Annotated in this window: 15 protein-coding genes and 1 pseudogene; 11 read left to right on the plus strand and 5 right to left on the minus strand. The window is 65.2% G+C overall.

All coding sequences use genetic code 11. The features are described from left to right. The first annotated feature begins 10 nt into the window (after positions 1–10). Genes deoC through G3N94_RS07790 form a run of 4 tightly spaced genes read left to right on the plus strand, consistent with a single transcriptional unit; the run spans position 11 to position 3,822 of the window. Complete coding sequence (gene deoC / locus G3N94_RS07775; protein ID WP_205791678.1) at positions 11–796, plus strand: deoxyribose-phosphate aldolase; 786 nt, start codon at positions 11–13, stop codon at positions 794–796. Between the two features lie 11 nt (positions 797–807). Further along, positions 808–2,127: a thymidine phosphorylase gene (gene deoA / locus G3N94_RS07780; RefSeq protein ID WP_205791679.1), complete on the plus strand. Its 1,320-nt coding sequence runs from the start codon at positions 808–810 to the stop codon at positions 2,125–2,127. A gap of 15 nt (positions 2,128–2,142) precedes the next feature. Beyond that, entirely contained in the window at positions 2,143–3,375 is a 1,233-nt protein-coding gene (locus G3N94_RS07785) for a phosphopentomutase (protein ID WP_205791682.1), read from the plus strand. A 33-nt stretch (positions 3,376–3,408) separates the two neighbouring features. After that, positions 3,409–3,822 carry a cytidine deaminase gene (locus G3N94_RS07790; protein ID WP_346778667.1) on the plus strand — a complete coding sequence of 138 codons (414 nt, stop codon included), beginning with the start codon at positions 3,409–3,411 and terminating at the stop codon, positions 3,820–3,822. Between the two features lie 72 nt (positions 3,823–3,894). Here the strand turns inward: G3N94_RS07790 and G3N94_RS07795 are convergent, their stop codons facing one another. Both G3N94_RS07795 and G3N94_RS07800 read right to left on the minus strand, forming a co-directional pair. Beyond that, positions 3,895–4,620: a DeoR/GlpR family DNA-binding transcription regulator gene (locus G3N94_RS07795; protein ID WP_205791685.1), complete on the minus strand. Its 726-nt coding sequence runs from the start codon at positions 4,618–4,620 to the stop codon at positions 3,895–3,897. Between the two features lie 422 nt (positions 4,621–5,042). Next, complete coding sequence (locus tag G3N94_RS07800; protein WP_205791687.1) at positions 5,043–5,984, minus strand: LysR family transcriptional regulator; 942 nt, start codon at positions 5,982–5,984, stop codon at positions 5,043–5,045. Positions 5,985–6,210: 226 nt separating this feature from the next. Here G3N94_RS07800 and G3N94_RS07805 point away from each other — a divergent pair, with 226 nt between their 5' ends. Beyond that, positions 6,211–7,239, plus strand: coding sequence for a DUF1338 domain-containing protein (locus tag G3N94_RS07805; RefSeq protein ID WP_205791747.1), 1,029 nt, complete (start codon positions 6,211–6,213; stop codon positions 7,237–7,239). Between the two features lie 2 nt (positions 7,240–7,241). Then, positions 7,242–10,160: an FAD-binding and (Fe-S)-binding domain-containing protein gene (locus G3N94_RS07810; RefSeq protein WP_205791689.1), complete on the plus strand. Its 2,919-nt coding sequence runs from the start codon at positions 7,242–7,244 to the stop codon at positions 10,158–10,160. A 50-nt stretch (positions 10,161–10,210) separates the two neighbouring features. Here G3N94_RS07810 and G3N94_RS07815 read toward each other — a convergent pair whose 3' ends face one another. After that, complete coding sequence (locus G3N94_RS07815) at positions 10,211–11,338, minus strand: J domain-containing protein (protein ID WP_205791690.1); 1,128 nt, start codon at positions 11,336–11,338, stop codon at positions 10,211–10,213. Between the two features lie 344 nt (positions 11,339–11,682). Here G3N94_RS07815 and G3N94_RS07820 point away from each other — a divergent pair, with 344 nt between their 5' ends. Further along, a complete protein-coding gene (locus tag G3N94_RS07820; protein WP_205791691.1) occupies positions 11,683–12,834 on the plus strand; it encodes a branched-chain amino acid ABC transporter substrate-binding protein in 1,152 nt (383 codons plus the stop codon). 142 nt (positions 12,835–12,976) lie between these two features. Further along, positions 12,977–14,149: an FAD-binding oxidoreductase gene (locus G3N94_RS07825; RefSeq protein WP_205791693.1), complete on the plus strand. Its 1,173-nt coding sequence runs from the start codon at positions 12,977–12,979 to the stop codon at positions 14,147–14,149. Between the two features lie 133 nt (positions 14,150–14,282). On the opposite strand, the gene G3N94_RS07830 is transcribed toward G3N94_RS07825, so the two are convergent. Beyond that, entirely contained in the window at positions 14,283–14,435 is a 153-nt protein-coding gene (locus G3N94_RS07830; RefSeq protein ID WP_205791694.1) for a hypothetical protein, read from the minus strand. A 273-nt stretch (positions 14,436–14,708) separates the two neighbouring features. Here G3N94_RS07830 and G3N94_RS42265 point away from each other — a divergent pair, with 273 nt between their 5' ends. Both G3N94_RS42265 and G3N94_RS07840 read left to right on the plus strand, forming a co-directional pair. Beyond that, a complete protein-coding gene (locus tag G3N94_RS42265; protein ID WP_241021673.1) occupies positions 14,709–15,155 on the plus strand; it encodes a hypothetical protein in 447 nt (148 codons plus the stop codon). 191 nt (positions 15,156–15,346) lie between these two features. Then, positions 15,347–16,156 (plus strand): annotated as a pseudogene (locus tag G3N94_RS07840) (ShlB/FhaC/HecB family hemolysin secretion/activation protein); the annotation flags it as partial. Between the two features lie 96 nt (positions 16,157–16,252). Here G3N94_RS07840 and G3N94_RS07845 read toward each other — a convergent pair. Continuing rightward, positions 16,253–16,693, minus strand: coding sequence for a GNAT family N-acetyltransferase (locus G3N94_RS07845; protein WP_205791695.1), 441 nt, complete (start codon positions 16,691–16,693; stop codon positions 16,253–16,255). Between the two features lie 139 nt (positions 16,694–16,832). Here G3N94_RS07845 and G3N94_RS07850 point away from each other — a divergent pair, with 139 nt between their 5' ends. After that, positions 16,833–17,174 carry a DUF1493 family protein gene (locus tag G3N94_RS07850; protein ID WP_241021674.1) on the plus strand — a complete coding sequence of 114 codons (342 nt, stop codon included), beginning with the start codon at positions 16,833–16,835 and terminating at the stop codon, positions 17,172–17,174. Positions 17,175–17,823 lie beyond the last annotated feature (649 nt).

The following is a 17,823-nucleotide window of genomic DNA, read 5'->3' on the forward strand; positions in this document are numbered from 1 at the left end:
AGGCCGTTTCATGAATCACGCACTGACCCGTAACCAGCTCGCCGAGGCAGCGCTGAAAGCGCTGCATCTGATCGATCTCACGGCGCTCAACGATGACGACACCGACGCGTCGATCGAGGCGCTGGCCGCGTCGGCCGATACGCCGGTCGGCACGCCGGCCGCGCTGTGCGTGTACCCGCGCTTCGTCGGCACCGCGCGTGCGGCGCTGGCCGCGCGCGGCCTTGCGCTGCCGGTCGCGACCGTGACGAACTTCCCGGGCGGCGCGGCCGATCCGGATGCCGCCGCGCGCGAAACTGCCGACGCGGTCGCGCTCGGCGCCGACGAGGTCGACGTCGTGTTTCCGTATCGCGCGCTGCTTGCGGGCGATGCGGCCGTCGGCCGCGAGCTGGTGGCGGCATCCCGTGTCGCGGCGGGTAGCGCTTGCCTGAAGGTGATCCTGGAGACCGGTGAGCTGCGCGATCCGGCGCTGATCCGCCAGGCGAGCGAAATCGCGATCGACGCGGGCGCGGATTTTCTCAAGACGTCGACCGGCAAGGTCGCGGTCAACGCGACGCTCGAAGCCGCCGCCGCGATGCTCGCGACGATTCGCGATGCCGGGCGCACGGTCGGTTTCAAGGCGGCGGGCGGTGTGCGTTCCGCGCACGACGCCGCCGCATATCTGGCGCTCGCGGAACGCGAGCTGGGCGCGGGCTACACGGTGCCCGCGACGTTCCGCTTCGGCGCGTCGAGCCTGCTCGGCCACCTGCTTGCGACGCTCGGCCACGGTGCGGCCGCGTCGCGGCCGGGCACTTACTGATTGGAGGATCCATGTTTCTGCCACAGGAATTCATTCGCAAGGTGCGCGACCGCCTGCCGCTGGACGGTGGCGAGATCGCGCAATTCGTCGATGGCGTCACGACGGGGCAGGTCACTGAAGGCCAGATCGCGGCGTTCGCGATGGCCGTCTATTTCAACGAACTGCCGCTCGATGCGCGGGTCGCGCTGACGCGTGCGCAGCGCGATTCCGGCGACGTGCTCGACTGGCGCGCGATGAACCTCAACGGGCCGGTGGTCGACAAGCATTCGACGGGTGGCGTCGGCGATTTGACCTCGCTGCTGCTCGGGCCGATGGTGGCCGCGTGCGGCGGCTACGTGCCGATGATTTCGGGGCGCGGCCTTGGCCACACTGGCGGCACGCTCGACAAGCTCGAGTCGATTCCGGGTTACGACGTCGCGCCGGAGCCCGACGCGTTCCGCCGCGTCGTGAAGGACGTGGGCGTCGCGATCATCGGCCAGACCGCGCGGCTCGCGCCCGCCGACAAGCGGATCTATGCGGTGCGGGATGTCACGGCCACGGTCGAGTCGATCTCGATGATCACTGCGTCGATCCTGTCGAAGAAGCTCGCGGCGGGGCTCGACGGGCTCGCGATGGACGTGAAGGTCGGTTCGGGCGCGTTCATGCCGACCTACGAGAAATCGGTCGCGCTGGCGCGCAGCATTGTCGACGTCGGCAACGGCGCGGGCATGAAAACCACCGCGACGCTGACCGACATGAGCCAGTCGCTCGCGCCGTGCGCGGGCAATGCGCTCGAAATCCGCTGCGCGATCGACTACCTGACCGGCGCGGCACGCCCCGCGCGGCTGCACGAGGTGACGATGGCGCTCGCCGCGCAGATGCTGCTGATCGGCGGCCTCGCGGCGAACGAAGACGACGCGCGGGCGAGATTGCAGGCGTCGCTCGAATCGGGGCAGGCGGCCGAGCGGTTCGCGCGGATGGTGACGGCGCTCGGCGGCCCGGCCGATCTGCTCGAGCGCCCGCAACAGCATCTGGCCACCGCCGACGTGATCATGCCGGTGCTTGCGCCGCGCGCTGGTTGGGTCGAACGTGTCGATGCCCGCGCGCTTGGGGTCGCCGTCGTCGGCCTCGGCGGCGGGCGGATGAAGACGACCGACACGCTCGACTACGCGGTCGGCCTGTCCGGGCTGCTCGAACTGGGCGACCACGTGACGGAAGGGCAGCCGCTCGGCGTCGTGCACGCGCAAAGCCGCGAGGCCGCGGAGCGCGCGGCGGGCGAGGTGCGGCGCGCGTACGGAATCGGCGACGAGGCCGGCGTGCTGCCGCCGACCATTCACGCATTGCTCGACTGAGCGCAGGAGGCCTGTATGCGAGCAATCGTGCTGGTGCTGGACTCGCTCGGGATCGGTGCGGCGCCTGACGCCGCGCGTTTTGGCGATGCCGGCTCGAATACGTTCGGCCATATCGCCGAGCAGTGCGCGCTCGGCGCGTGCGACACGGACGGCCGGCGTGGCCCGTTGCGGGTGCCGCAGCTCGAGCGTCTGGGGCTCGCGCTGGCGAGCCGGCTGGCGACGGGCACGCTGCCCGCCGGGATGTCGGCCGAGCCCGCGCTGACCGGCGCTTACGGCGCGGCATGCGAGGTGTCGTCGGGCAAGGACACGCCGTCCGGGCACTGGGAGCTGGCCGGTGTGCCGGTCCGGTTCGACTGGGGCTATTTTTCGCAGTCCGACGCATCGTTTCCCCCCGAATTGCTCGACGCGATCGTGCGCCGCGCGGGCTTGCCCGGCTATCTCGGCAACTGCCATGCGTCCGGCACCGACATCATCGCGGCGCTGGGCGAGGAACACGTCGCGACCGGCAAGCCGATCTTCTACACGTCCGCCGATTCGGTGTTCCAGATCGCGTGCCACGAAACGGCGTTCGGGCTCGACCGGCTGTATCGGCTGTGCGAGATCGCGCGCGAAGAGGTCGATCGCTACAACATCTGCCGCGTGATCGCGCGGCCGTTCCTCGGTACGAGCGCGGCGGATTTCCGGCGCACCGGTAACCGGCGCGACCTCGCAGTGCCGCCGCCGGCGCCAACGGTGCTGGAAAAGCTCGCGACCGCGGGCGGCCAGGTGATCGCGATCGGCAAGATTTCCGACATCTACGCGGGCGTCGGTGTGACGCGCAAGATCAAGGCGGACGGTCTCGCGGGCCTGTGGGACGCCACGCTCGAAGCGGTGCGCGACGCGCCCGACTTCAGCCTGGTGATGACGAACTTCGTCGATTTCGACCAGCTGTACGGGCATCGCCGCAACGTCGCGGGCTACGCGGCCGAGCTCGAGCGTTTCGACGCACGGCTGCCGGAGCTCCACGCGCTGCTGCGTGACGACGACGTGCTGATCCTGACGGCCGACCACGGTTGCGATCCGACCTGGCCGGGCTCCGATCACACGCGCGAACATGTGCCGCTGCTCGCCAGCGGCCCGCGGATCGAGCCGGGCAGTCTCGGTGTGCGTGCATCGTTCGCGGATCTCGGGCAGAGTCTCGCGAACTGGTTCGCGCTCGATGCATTTGCGGACGGCACCGCGTTTCTCGACGCGCACGCCGCGCGGTGAGCGGGAGCGGGATCGGAAGCGAAAGCAGGCCCTTTGAAAAAACAGGATGACGAGATGGACACACAGGCATTGATCGACGCGGCGAAGGCCGCTCGCGAAAAAGCGTATGCGCCGTATTCGCGCTTCAAGGTTGGCGCGGCGCTGCGCACGAAGGACGGCAAGATCTTCCACGGCTGCAACGTCGAGAACGCATCGTACGGCCTCTGCAATTGCGCGGAGCGCACGGCTTTGTTCGCGGCCATTGCGGCCGGGTATCGCCCCGGCGATTTTGCGGTGCTGGCGGTCGTGGGGGAGACGGACGGCCCGATCGCGCCGTGCGGCGCGTGCCGGCAAGTGATGATCGAGCTTGGCACGCCGTCGCTCGACGTGGTGCTGGCGAACCTGAACGGCGACGTGCGCGTGACGCGTGCGGACGCGTTGCTGCCGGACGCGTTCTACCTGAAGTAATCGTGCGCGGCGGCGCAGCGCGCCGCCGCCGCATCGTGTGCACGCATCCCGCGTGGCGCACCTCGTGCCACGTTACCCACGCGATCGCAGCGTCTGGCCCTGCTCGGTAATGATCGAGTCGAAATCGCCGAGCTGCGAAAAGCGCACGGCCTTCACGATACCGAACTTGCTGGAGTCGACGACCAGGTGTCGTTCGACCGCGCTTTCCATCGCGGCCTGCTTGATCGCGACTTCATGAAAATTCCAGCAGGTGACGCCGCGCGCGTCGTCGACCCCGCCTGCCGACAAGAACGCCTTGTTGATCCCCATTCGCCGCAGCATCTCGAGGCTCTCGTCGCCGGAAAACGAATCGGACGACGGCACATAGACGCCGCCGAGCAGAATCATCCGCACGTTCGGCTTGCGCCGCAGGATTTCCGCGACATTCAGCGAGTAGCAGACCACCGTCACGCTCAGGTCGACGGGTATCAGCCGCGCGAGCGTCGTGAGCGTGGTGCCGCAATCGATGAAGATCGTCTCGCCCTCGACGATCAGCTTCGCGGCGATCGCGGACGCTTCCGCCTTCGCCTGCGCGAAGTGGTCCTGTTCCAGTTCGAGCGAGTAGCCGGTGCTGCTTTGCACGTCGGTCGCGCTGACGATATAGCCGCGCAGATAGGTGAACTGGTCCGTGCTCGCGGCGATGTCGCGGCGCACCGTCATTTCCGACACGCCGAGTAGCGCCGCCGCGTCGCGCAGGTGCATCACGTTGCGTTGTGCGAGTGCGTCGGCGAGCGTGCGCAGACGTTCAGTTTTCTGCATGGAAATCCCGGGGGCTTGTTGCGCGGGCGGATGTGAGGCTTTGTGCACTGCAATGGTGAAATTATAACAAGGCGAACGTGCACGCCGACGCGCATCCGGCATTCGAAAGCGAATCGAAGGCTGCGCTGAAGTTGGCGGAATTGCACAGGATTGGCTGCGGTAAAACCACGCGCAAACGTTTCACTTGCGGCGGATTGGGCAGATAATGGCAGCGCACGACAGCGATTGAAAAGAACGAACAGAGCCTGAGAGATTACGAGGCGCAGTAAAAATAGAAACAGCCGCGATGCCGGTATGGGTCCTGGCTGCCGGCGCGCCGGATCGGAGTCGTCCGGTCCGGCGCATGCCGGATACGCGTCCGCTTTCCTGCTTTCCTGCTTTCCCTGCTTTCCTGCTTTCCCTGATTTCCTCGCTTCCCCGCGTCATTCCACGTCTTCGTCGTCTTCCACGAAACCGTCGTCCCGCGTCGGCGACGCGTACGCGCTCGCCTGCTCGAGCAGCCACGCGCGGAACAGTTCCAGCGGCTTGCTGTGGCTGAATTCCGTCGGATACACGAGGTAGTACGCGGAATCCTCGACCGTTGCCGCGTCGAACGGCACGACCAGGCCGAGCTGCTGCAGTTGCCCCTCGACGAAGAACTTCGGCACGAGCGCGACGCCGAGCCCGGCCGTGGCCGCGCTGATCAGCATCGTATGCAGCTCGTAGCGCACGCCCTGCATCGTGCGGGTGTCCTCGACGCCGAGCGTCTCGAACCACTGCGACCACGCGCCGGGGCGTGTCGTCGAGTGCAGCAGCGGGTACGCGAGCAGGTCCTGCGGCGTTTTCACGGGCCCGTCGAGCAGCGCCGGCGAGCAGATCGGCACGACTTCCTCGCCGAACAGGTAATCGGACGACGTGCCGGGCCAGGTCGGCTTGCCGTAGTGGATCGCCGCCTCGAAGTGGGTGTCCTCGAACGAGAACAGGTCGGTGCGGCTGCCCATGTTGACGCGCACGTCGGGCGTGCGGTCGTAGAAGTGCTTGATGCGCGGGATCAGCCAGTGCGACGCGAAGGTCGGCAGCACCGCGAGCTCCAGATAGCCGCCGCCGCTGCCGTGCGCGATGATCGACAGCGTGTCGCGGTCGAGCGACTCGAGCGCGCGCCGCACCTGCGTGCCGTACAGCTTGCCGGCGCGCGTCAGCACCACGCGCTGCTTCACGCGCGCGAACAGCCGCACGCCGAGGCTCGCTTCGAGCGTTGCGATCTGGCGCGACACCGCGCTTTCGGTCAGGAACAGCTCCTTGGCCGCGTGTGTGAAGCTTTCGTGACGCGCGGCGGCCTCGAAGGCCACGAGCGCGCCCATGTTCGGGATCTTGAATTTACGCATGAGGGTCGATTCGTCTGACGATCCGTGCCGCGCCGCGCACGGCGGCGGGGCGGGGAAAGTACCGTCAATAGTTCCAAAAACTCATTACGTGTCAATTTAATCTCGCTTTACGCCCGCCTGCAACCCTTTGAATAATGCATCCCACGCAAGGCTGGGCGTCCATCGGGCGGCTGGCCGACGAGTTGCCGGCACCGTTGCCGGCCGGTCCCCCCGACGAGAATCCATGATGCGCAATCCGAATATCGAGAGCTTGCTGACGAAGCTGCTGGGACAGGCAAAGACCGACGCCCTGTTCGCCACCCTGAACATGCCGGCCATCCTCGAGGAATGGGAAGACGGCGTCGTGACGCGCGCGGAAATCGCGCAGGCGATGAACATGGCGCTGTTCGAAGGGCTGCTCGATCGCTCGGCGAACGGCCGCGCGTACACGGCCGACGCGATCGGCGACGGCGGCTCGGTGTATTTCGATCACGGCGCACTGCGCACGGTGCGCTGGCCGCACACCGGCGCGCTGCCGCCGGGCGAGGCCGCGTTCACGCGCATCCTGCGTCCGCTCGGCTTCCGCCTGAACGGCCGCTATCCGCTCGACAAGCTCGGCATGACGGGCCGCGCGTATGCACACGAGGATGCACCCGACGAGATCGCGCAGTTCTTCGTCAGCGAACTGCATCCGGAGCGCTTCTCGAAGGAATTCCAGCAGGCGGTGACCAATGTCGTGAGCTCGTCGCGCGATCCGCTGACCCCGGCCGCCGTTGCGCTGCTGTGGGAGATCGAGCGCGAAGGCTGGCTGTCGCTCGACGCCGCGCACGCGCTGCTGCCGGAGATCGTCGGCGCGTTCGCGCGCCAGCACGACGTGCCGGGCGAACTCGACTACGAGACGCTGCTGCTCGAATCGGCGGAAATGGCGTGGATCGCGACCGAAGGCAATGCGTTCAACCATGCGACCGACCGTGTCGCCGACGTGTTCAAGCTGTCCGACGACGAGAAGGCGAAGGGCCGGCCGATGAAGCCGGACGTCGAGCGCTCGCGCTCTGGCCGGGTGTTCCAGACCGCGTATCGCGCGGACGTCGTCGAGCGCGAGTTCCGGACGCGCGATGGCGCGCTCGTGAAGCGTAACGTGCCCGGCTCGTTCTACGAGTTCATCACGCGCAAGCGCACGTTCGACCAGGCGCAGCGCCGCTGGGTGACCGACCTGCGCTTCGATGCCGGCAATGCGCAGGGCATCTTCAAGATGACCGCGAACGCCGCGAAATAATCGTGAAGCGCGCGACCCCGATTGAAGTCGGGCAGGAACTGCTCGACACGCTCGCCGCCGACCTGCGCACCGCGGTGCGCGGCGAGGTGCGTTTCGATGCCGGCTCGAAGGCGCTCTATGCGTCCGACGCGTCGAATTACCGGCAGGTGCCGCTCGGCGTCGTCGTGCCGGCCGGCGCGGACGATCTCGCCGCGGCGCTCGGCGTGTGCCGGCGCTACGACGTGCCGTTTCTCACGCGCGGCGGCGGCACGTCGCAGAACGGGCAGTGCGTGAACGTCGCGGTCGTCGCCGATACGAGCAAGTATTTCAACCGCGTCGTGTCGATCGATCCGGACGCGAAGAGCGCGATCGTCGAACCGGGCGTCGTCTGCGACACGCTGCGCGACGCGGCCGAAGCGCACGGCCTGACGTTCGCGCCGGACCCGGCGACGCACAGCCGCTGCACGCTCGGCGGGATGATCGCGAACAACTCGTGCGGCGCGCATTCGGTGATGGCCGGCAAGACGGTCGAGAACGTCGACGCACTCGAGATCCTCACGTATGACGGCGCGCGCTTCTGGGTCGGCCCGACGCCCGAGCACGAACTCGACGCGATCATCGCGGAAGGCGGCCGGCGCGGCGAGATCTACCGCCAGCTGCGCGACCTGCGCGACCGTTACGCGGACCGCATCCGCAACGAGTTTCCGCAGATCAAGCGGCGCGTGTCGGGCTTCAACCTCGACCAGCTGCTGCCGGAGAACGGCTTCAACGTCGCGCGCGCGCTGGTTGGCACCGAAGGTACGTGCGCGGTCACGCTGCAGGCGAAAGTGCGGCTCGTGCACAGCCCGTCGTGCCGCGTGCTGCTCGTGCTCGGTTTCACCGACATCTTCACCGCGGCGGACGCGGTACCGCATTTCAACCGCTTCTCACCGATCGCGATCGAGGGCCTCGACCGCGCAATCATTCGCGGGCTGCAGGCGCGCGGGCTGAAGGCCGACGAGATCGCGCTGCTGCCGCCCGGCGATGCGTGGGTCGTGCTGGAGTTCGGCGCGGATACCGTCGATGCAGCGCTCGCGCAGGCACGCGCAGCGGAGGCGCATTTCAACGGTGGCGGCGCGGGGCCGGACGTGAGCGGCTTCGTCGTCGAGGAGAAGGCGAAGCAGCAGCGGATCTGGTCGATCCGCGAGACGGGCGCGTCGGCGATCGCGCTGTCGGTCGATCCGTCGAAGCCCGATCCGGTTGCCGGCTGGGAAGACGCGGCCGTCGATCCGCTGCGGCTCGGCGATTACCTGCGCGCGTTCCAGGCGCTCGTCGACCGCTACGGTTACGAGACCTGCCTGTACGGCCATTTCGGCGATGGTTGCGTGCATGCGCGGATCACGTTCGACCTGCGCAGCGCGACCGGCGTGCAGGTGTGGCGCGGCTTCCTGCGCGAGGCGGCGCAACTCGTCGTCGACTTCGGCGGCTCGCTGTCCGGCGAGCACGGCGACGGCCAGGCGAAAGCCGAGTTCCTGCCGATCATGTACGGCCCGGAACTGATGCAGGCGATGGCCGAGTTCAAGGCGATCTGGGATCCGTCGAACCGGCTGAACCCCGGCAAGGTGATCAACGCGTACCGCGCCGACGAGAACCTGCGGCTCGGCCCGGCATATAAGCCCGTGACGCTGCAGACGAAGCTGACTTTTGCGAGCCCCGAGGGCGACGGGATGCAGCGCGCGATCGAGCGCTGCATCGGGATGGGCAAGTGCCGTTCGCTCGACGGCGGCACGATGTGCCCGAGCTACCGCGCGACGCGCGAGGAGAAGTTCTCGACACGCGGCCGCGCGCACCTGTTCTGGGAGATGCTGCAGGGCGACGTGATCAAGGACGGCTGGAACAGCGCCGAGGTCAAGGAAGCGCTCGATGCGTGCCTCGGCTGCAAGGGCTGCAAGTCCGATTGCCCGACGCATACCGACATGGCGTCGTACAAGTCGGAATTCCTGTCGCACTACTACGAAACGCATCGCCGGCCGCGGCAGGCGATGTTCATGGGGAGGATCGGACAATGGGCACCGCTGGCGAGCCGCTTTCCTCGGCTTACGAATTTTATGACCTCGACCCCGCCCTTGGCGCGTATCGGCAAGTGGATCGCCGGCATCGCGCCGCAGCGGGCGCTGCCGGCGTTCGCGCCGCAGCCGTTCCGCGCGATCGCGAAGCGGCGCGGGATCGGGCAGCGCAAGGGGGCGACGCCGGCCCGCGGCAAGGTGATTCTGTGGGTTGATACGTTCAACGAGCATTTCTCGCCGGACATCGCGTCGGCCGCGGTCGACGTGCTGAGCGCGCTCGGCTACGACGTGACCTTGCCGCAGAAGCGCCTGTGCTGCGGCCGGCCGCTGTACGACTATGGCCTGCTCGACGAAGCGCGCGCGCTGCTGCGCACGGCGGTCGACGAACTCGCCGACGAGATCGGCGCGGGCGTGCCGGTCGTCGGGCTCGAACCCGGCTGCCTGTCGGTGTTCAAGGACGAGCTGCTGAAGCAGTTACCGAACGAACCGCTCGCGAAGCGTCTCGCCGCGCAGACGTTCCTGTTCTCCGATTTCGTCGCGCAGGCGGATTTCGCGTGGCCGCAGCTCGACGCGGACGTGATCGTCCACGGGCACTGCCATCAGAAATCGCTGTTCGGGATGAAGGGCGAAACCGCGCTGCTCGACAAGCTCGGCGTGCGCTGGAAGCTGCTCGATACAGGCTGCTGCGGGATGTCGGGATCGTTCGGCTTCAACGAGGCCCATTACGACCTGTCGATGAAGATCGGCGAAGGCAAGCTGCTGCCGCTCGTGCGGCAGGCGAGTGCGGACGCGATCGTCGTCACCAACGGCTTCAGCTGCCGCGAGCAGATCGAGCAGGGCGCGGGTCGCACGCCGCTGCATATCGCGCAGCTCGCGAAACGGGCGCTCGGGGTGTAACGAAAGAGGCGGCGAGTGTCGACGCCGGGCTGGGCGTCGACGCTCGCGCGTCAGAACGAAAAGTCGTCGACAGCGAAGGCCGACTGCTGACGTTTCAGCTCCTTCAGCCAAAGCTTCAGGCTCCCGACGTCGTTGAACAGCGGCATCTCTTCCTTCAGATTGCGGATGTCCTGCTGGAGCCCGACGATTTCACGCGCGAGATTGAGCAACACCGTGTCGGGAGAGACGCCGACGTACGGAGAAAATCCGTACGCGTGCCGGAAGTTGGATTCCACATGCAGGATTTCCTGGTCGAGTTCGGCGACTTGCTCCTTGAGTATCTTGTTGTAGTGCTTCAGGCGATCTTCACTGATCTGGTTGATCGCGTGCTGATCGATGTGTTCGAGTTCTAGCTGCAGTTCCAGCAGCTTCAGCAGATCGTTCTTGTCGTAAGCCTGGTTGACCCGCTGCATCAGCGAAGTCTTGCGCTCGCGCTCCAGCGGATCGGGCTCCCGATCGGGATGCAGCGCGCTGGCGAGCTTGCGATAGACGTCACGGATCGACTGGCTCAGCTCGACCTGTTCCGCTTGCTGCTGCGACTCCTTCGCAAGCTGCTTCGCCGATTTTTGCCGTTTGGCCCGCCGCGCTTCCCGCGCCCGCTGGTTGGCCTCATCCCGAGCCCGCTGTTGTTCCAGCTTCGCATGAACGTGTTGCAGGACCTCGTCATGCGCGCTCATGTCGAGGTCGTCGTCGAGTTCGACACCGAGCATCGCTTCCAGCTCGGCCTTCATCGTCGCATACTCGGTGGCGACTTCGGTGTCGTAGTCGGTTCCGCCATGCCGGTTGTAGACGGCCTTCAACTGCGCGTCGGCGTTGCCGTCGATCAGGTCGCCGGCGATGCTGGCGATCAGCGTCGAGATCATGCGTTGCTCGGCCTTGGTCAGTCCTTTTCGGCCGCTTGCCTCGTCGAGCCCGAACACCATCTTCGTGCGCAGATCCGTCCACGCGCGTTCGAGCGGCAACAACTCGTCGACATATCGCTTCTGGAACGCGGGCATGACCTGCTCCCATGCCGACAGGCACTTGCGGCGCTTTTCGATCTGCTTGATCAGCGCATTGAATGCCTTCTGCCCCTTGGACAGGACGGTCTTGCCGGAATTCGGCGCAATGCTGACGGACCGGTTGTTTGCGCGGGGCATGGCGGTTCCTCTCGGTGGCTGCGGTGCACGAAACAAACGGGCATTTTAGCGCCGCCTGCGACAGGCCCACGTCGAGCGGATCACGTATGCCGTCAGCCGGGTCGCGCATTCGCCGCGACTTGATGACTATTGCTCACAACATAGTTCCGATATTTCGTTTGCTGCGCGGGTATTGGCTACCCACAATCCTTTCACCTCTTTCGCGGTGCAAGGTTCTACGGAGACGGAACCATGGCTGCCGCGTGCCCCCGTGCTGCGGGCGGCGCGCGCATGCCAGCGCGACGGAGGTCGCCGGCGCGCGGTTCGCGCGTCGCATCCCGACTCAAAGCAGAAAGGAATGCCCGATGAAGTTCCGAATTCGCTCCCTGTCCGGCGTGGCGCTTGCCGCGGCGATCCTCGCACTCCCGATGAGCGCGGCCCACGCGCAGGAGACGGTCGTCAAGGTCGGCGTCGCCGGCCCGCTGACGGGCGGCGGTGCCGCGTACGGCAAGGACATCGAGAACGGCGTGCGCATGGCCGTCGACGAAGCGAACGCGATGCATCCGACCGTCGGCGGCAAGCCGGTGAAGTTCGTCGTCGCGTCGCAGGACGACCAGAGCGATCCGCGTGCGGGCGTGCAGGCCGCGCAGCAGCTGACGGACTCGCAGGTCGCGGTCGTGATCGGCCATTTCAATTCGGGCACGACGCTGCCGGCGTCGAAGATCTACGCGAAGGCCGGCATTCCGATGATCACGCCGTCCGCGACCAATCCCGAGATTACGCGCGCGGGCCTCGGCACCGTGTATCGCGTGATCGCGACCGATACACAGAACGCCGGCAACGCGGGCACCTATGCGGCGACGGTCACGAAGGCGAAGCGGATCGCGATCATCGACGACCGCACCGCATTCGGCCAGGGCGAGGCCGACGAGTTCGAGAAAGCCGTGAAGGCGAACGGTGGAACGATCGTCACGCGCGAATTCACGAACGACAAGGCAGTCGACTTCAGCGCGCAGCTCACGAAGATCAAGAGCGTGAACGCCGATCTCGTGTTCTTCGGCGGCCTCGATGCGCAGGCCGCGATGCTCGTCAAGCGGATGCGCCAGCTCGGCATCCGCGCGCAGTTCCTGGCCGGCGGCGGCGTGATGAACGCGAACTTCATCAAGCTCGCGGGCAACGCGGCCGAAGGTGCGTCCGTGTGGGAGTACGGCCAGCCGTTGTCGCGCCTCGAGAAGGGCAAGACGTTCGAGACGAAGTTCAAACAGAAGTACGGGGTCGACATGCTCGCGTATGCGCCGTTCGCGTATGACGCGACGTGGATCGCGATCAACGCGATGCAGAAGGCGAACTCGACGAAGCCCGCGGATTTCAACAGCGCGCTGAAGAACACGAGCTATGACGGCATCACGGGCACGATCGCGTTTACGGGCACCGGCGACCTGAAGAACCCGAGTTCGACGCTGTACGAAGTGAAGAACGCCGCATGGCAGCCGGTGACGACGAAGTCGGCGAATTGAGCATGCGTGCCGGCCGGGCGTCGCGCGGCGCTTTGCTGCCGGCGCCGTCCGTGCTGAAATAGCGTCAGGAGTCCGGCGTACCAAGGGTTTTCCCCGGCTGCGGCCCGTGTGCCGCGCCATTCATTGCAATCTGGAGTCAGTCGTGAGTTCTCAAGTCGTAATCGTCGGCGGCGGTGTGATCGGCAGCTCGATCGCCTATTTCCTGCGCGCGTCCGATCCGACGGTCGCCGTGACCGTGATCGAACGCGATCCGACCTATGCGAAATCGTCGTCGGCGCTGTCGGCCGCTTCGATTCGTCAGCAATTCTCGACACCACTGTCGATCCAGATGTCGCTGTACGGGATCGAATTCCTGCGCACGCTCGGCGAGCGGCTCGAAGTGGACGGCACGCGTCCGTCGATCGACCTGCACGAAGGCGGTTATCTGTTTCTCGCGACGCCTGCGGGTGAAGCGACGCTGCGCGAGAATCATGCGCTGCAGACGCAGCTCGGCGCGGATATCCGATTGATGGATTGCGACGCGCTGCGCGCGAAGTTTCCGTGGCTGAACGTCGACGATCTCGTGGCCGGCGCGTATGGCGTGAGCGGCGAAGGCTGGTTCGACGGCTACGGGCTCGTGCAGGCGCTGCGCAAGAAGGCGCAGGCGCTCGGCGTGCGCTACGTGGCTTCCGACGTGACGGGCGTCGTGCGTGACGGGCGCAAGGTCACGCATGTCGTCACGAGCGACGGCGAGCGCTATGCGTGCGATACGGTCGTCAACGCGGCCGGTGCGTGGACGCGTACGTTGTCCGCGATGATGGGCATCGACATTCCCGTGTATGCGCGGCGTCGCAGCATCTTCAACGTGTCGTCGCCGGCGAAGCTCGCGGCCTGCCCGCTGCTGATCGATCCGACGGGTGTGTATTTCCGGCCGGAAGGGCGCACGTATATCTGCGGCACGTCGCCGAGCCCGGACAAGGACCCCGACGATCTGCCGCTCGACCAAGTGGATCACGATTTGTTCGATGAGGTGATCTGGCCGACGCTCGCGCATCGCGTGCCGGAGTTCGAGGCGCTGCGCGTGGAGAACTGCTGGTCCGGGTACTACGAGTACAACGTGTTCGATCACAACGCGATCATCGGGTATCACCCGGCGCTCGATAACGTCGTGTTCGCGAACGGGTATAGCGGGCATGGGCTGCAGCAGGGGCCGGCGACCGGGCGCGGTGTCAGTGAACTCATTCTGGGCGGGCGTTATGAAACGCTCGACCTGTCGTCGCTCGGCTGGGCGCGTGTGCTGGAGAATCGGCCGATCGTCGAAAAGAACGTCGTGTAGCGCGGTTGTGTGAGCGGCGTGGCCGCCCGTCGCGAGCGGGCGGGATTCTCCTTGTGTCTCACCGATTGGCCCGACTTTGTCGGGCTTTTTTTGCTTCTCGGCGCTTTCAACGTAACCGTCCGGCGGCAATCGGTCACATCGTTGCTATCACAACCACAATGGCGACACCGACGATAATGATGCCGGCCAGCGCGTACCACCCCTTCCTGGTCGTCGGAAACTCCGCGTCTGATCCGCTTGCCGCACATAGCAACAGCAAAATCCAGCCTGCTACGTCGATCAGCACTTTACCTATCTTTCCGGGCACGCCGGTCAGACGACTCCGCAGGCTTCCCCGCGCATATGGACTGGACGTTGGTCGATGAAATGTTGGTCTGTCGTGAAGTGGCATTTCGTCCTGGGTAAAAGTTTGTTTTCGGCCGCCTCGTGGCTGGAATTCGCGACATCAGTCCGGTGTCGCGCACATCCCTATACCCTTTGGCCAATCTCGATAAGCAACCCATTTTCAAGACGCCAGCGCAGCTAAACTGGTCGCGAAGCCTTGCTTCTCGAACATCGGATGTTGACCGCAGAACCCTTTGCGCCGATGGTCGGAAAAACGCCTTGTTCGACAAGACGCAGCGAAGGGGAGCAGGGAATTCACGGCAGCAAAAAAAGCGCGGGCCGCATGGGCAGCAACCCATACGACCCGCTGACCACAACCAACTCAACACAGGAGTTGACCATGGCTGACGCCGATAGTAAGTCACGTCCAAAGAAGCGTAAACCGCGCAAGCCGAACACCGTGCTTGCGATGATCCTCCGCAGCACGCCTGATCGGCCCAAGAGAGGCTGGCCGTACATGCCTTGGATGAGCGTCATCGATGCGCACTTCAAGCTGTTCGGATTCGAACCGGGGGACCGCGTCTTTCTCGCCATCAATCACAAGACCCGGCAAATCACCACCACGCCTGACGGTAGCCAGCTTGCGCTTCGAGAGCAGCCCTACCATCAGCATGCCGAATGAGCGGAAGCGGCATAAACCACAAGGACCGCTTCGCGCGGTCCTTGCTGATGGATTGTCGGTTATGCACGAACGCGACCGACCGGCGGGGCGCTATTGCCTTGGCCCTTGTCTCGGATGTCGCGATGCGTGTCGACCATCATCTTTAACAACTGTCATGGTCGCAACCTTGCTGCCCAGACGGAGTGCATGGCGCATACACGAACACGTACTACCAGCGGATCGCCGGCGTGAACCAGACGTTCGTCGCGAGCGGAAATTCGCAGTCGGTCGATTTCAAATTGGCTCGCGTGCTGGCGCGCGGCCAGAATGACGTGCTCGGTGGGTATTTCCGACTGTCGCGACGCGTCGGCCAGAGCTTCATCGAAGACACCGAAATCCCGCAGCAGCGCCGCAACAACACGTTCGTCGAAATCGGCCTGACCGACCGCCACTACTTCGGCGGGGCACAGTTCGATGGCACGCTCGCGTATCGCCAAGGTATCGGCGCGTTCGGTACGCAAGACGACATTCTTGCGCCCGGTGGAGGTCCGACCTACCGCTACAAGATGGCCGTCCTCGACGCAAACCTGTTGGCGCCGTTCGCGATCGCGCAGCAACCATTCCGCTACGTCACAACCTTCCACGGCCAATACACGGGCAACACGCTGTACTACATCGACGACCTGTCGATCGGGAGTCGCTACACGGTGCGGGGCTTCGACGGCGAAACAATGCTGGCGGCGGCGCGCGGCTTCTACTGGCGCAATGAGTTGCAGATGCCGATCGGGCAGACGGCGCACGTGGTCTACGCCGGGCTGGACTATGGCCGCGTGTGGGGCCCGCAGCCGGTCGCGCTGGTCGGTACGCAATTGGCCGGCGCGATTGTCGGCGTGAAGGGCAGCGTCGATACACGATTTGGCACCTACGCGTATGACTTGTTCGCCGGCACGCCCGTCTACACGCCGTCTGACTTCGACACGTCCCGTGTGACGCTCGGATTCCAGCTGACGGCGCAGTTCTGACGCACAGGCGTCGGAATTCGCGCCAGCGAGACAGCGTCGGCGCGCATTCGCCAATGAGTAAGCATGACGTCCGACTGCGATCCTCAAACAGGACGGCTACCGGATCGGGCACTGCATGACGATGAGCTCGCCGGTGAACCTCGGACTGCTCGTGCGTCGAATCTCCTCGAAGCCCTCGCGCCGCCAGAATTCATACGCGCGCGGATTGGTTGAAACGACGGCAAGTTGCGCGGTACGGTAGCCTCGCTCGCGTGCCATTTCGACCAGCATCCCCAACGCGGCCTTTCCGTGCCCTCGGCCCTGATGTGCTTCGGAGAGGAGGATCAGGCCGATCCAGATGCAGTCGTCGGCTGGATAGGCGTGAATGACATCTGCGCAGCCGATCATGTCCGTTCCGACAAAGAATCCGAAGACTGATTTGTCTGCTGCATCCTTGCTGGCGGGCTTGCCGAAGAAGAAATCGTCGACATCTTCGGTGGAGGGCGGACGACCCTCAACGCGTTCCGTGTACGAAGCTGCTTCAATGAAGACGCGCAAGACATTAGCGCAGTCGCTAGCTGACTCGCTGGACAGGGGGCGCACTGTAAGCACCGGGTATTCGTCGGAAATGAGAAATTTGATTCTAAATCGATTTGTTTCCACGACAACGGCATGGTGAAGCCCAAGGTCTATATGAATGATGCGTGGAAGCGTCTCGAAGAGTTCGTTGCGGCCGACGCGGGCAAGCCCGCTCGTCGGTCGGCTCGAACTGACGCGAGAGACGGACCTCTATCACGATCTGGACATGGAGCCGGACCACATCGATAAGCTCATCAGGCGATGGGCCGTGAAGTGTGGAGTCGACCTGTCCGCATTCGACATCCACTATTACTCTCCGTCAGCGAAGCTCGGTATCGGCTCGTTCCTTGTGACGGTCGTGAAGTCCGCGTTCAGCACCGAGGCGCGCGAGACGCTAGGCGGTCGTTCGCTTACGCTCGGCATGATGGAAGAGGCGATGCGCCGGCGCTGGGGAGCGTAACGCCTCTACGCGGCGAGACTGCCGCACGCGTCCTTCAAGATATGTGTCGACCCGTTGGCCCGACCTTGTCGGGCTTTCATGTCGCGTACAGATAGAGAGAATCCGGATTGCGCAATCGGACAAGTCAGATTGTGCGGAACGTGTTGGTGATCTCGCACGGTTTGCAATCTTTTACACGCCGCTTTTGCCGATATCGCTTATTGTTCGCGGGTTAATAAAAATCGGGGCCAAGAACAATGAAGGGGAAGACCTGCGTTTGCGGGGGCGGGGCTGCCATCCTGCTCGCGGGTTGCGCGCTGTTCCCGCAACCGGCCCACCATGTGACCACGGAAACGCCGCACTACGACGGGCCGTTTTGGCCCGTATCCGCGTGTTGACCGGCAATGGCACCGGCGGCGCCGTCTTCCGGCCGGGCGAGGGGGGGCGTGCCCGCTTCGAAACCGCTGTCGATCGGGATGACAGTCAGCAATAGCGCCGGCAACTACTATTCGAGTTGCTCGCCGCCATGGGCGACGTTCACGCCGCAGCCCGGCCAAGATTACGACATTTTCCTGGATGGCAGCGATCGACACTGCTGGGTCGCTGCCCGGCACATCGACGGATACGGGATGGACGAGCCTGTCGCGCTCACGCTCACCCCGAAATGCCC

It is taken from the genome of Burkholderia sp. Ac-20353 (genome assembly GCF_017104785.1).
Lineage (GTDB): Bacteria > Pseudomonadota > Gammaproteobacteria > Burkholderiales > Burkholderiaceae > Burkholderia.

Bases quoted from the DNA above. Each gene is read 5' to 3' on its own strand.
- deoC (WP_205791678.1), top strand. From the start codon at position 11: ATGAATCACGCACTGACCCGTAACCAGCTCGCCGAGGCAGCGCTGAAA.
- deoA (WP_205791679.1), top strand. From the start codon at position 808: ATGTTTCTGCCACAGGAATTCATTCGCAAGGTGCGCGACCGCCTGCCG.
- G3N94_RS07785 (WP_205791682.1), top strand. From the start codon at position 2,143: ATGCGAGCAATCGTGCTGGTGCTGGACTCGCTCGGGATCGGTGCGGCG.
- G3N94_RS07795 (WP_205791685.1), bottom strand. From the start codon at position 4,620: ATGCAGAAAACTGAACGTCTGCGCACGCTCGCCGACGCACTCGCACAA.
- G3N94_RS07800 (WP_205791687.1), bottom strand. From the start codon at position 5,984: ATGCGTAAATTCAAGATCCCGAACATGGGCGCGCTCGTGGCCTTCGAG.
- G3N94_RS07805 (WP_205791747.1), top strand. From the start codon at position 6,211: ATGCGCAATCCGAATATCGAGAGCTTGCTGACGAAGCTGCTGGGACAG.
- G3N94_RS07815 (WP_205791690.1), bottom strand. From the start codon at position 11,338: ATGCCCCGCGCAAACAACCGGTCCGTCAGCATTGCGCCGAATTCCGGC.
- G3N94_RS07820 (WP_205791691.1), top strand. From the start codon at position 11,683: ATGAAGTTCCGAATTCGCTCCCTGTCCGGCGTGGCGCTTGCCGCGGCG.
- G3N94_RS42265 (WP_241021673.1), top strand. From the start codon at position 14,709: ATGTTGACCGCAGAACCCTTTGCGCCGATGGTCGGAAAAACGCCTTGT.
- G3N94_RS07850 (WP_241021674.1), top strand. From the start codon at position 16,833: ATGATGCGTGGAAGCGTCTCGAAGAGTTCGTTGCGGCCGACGCGGGCA.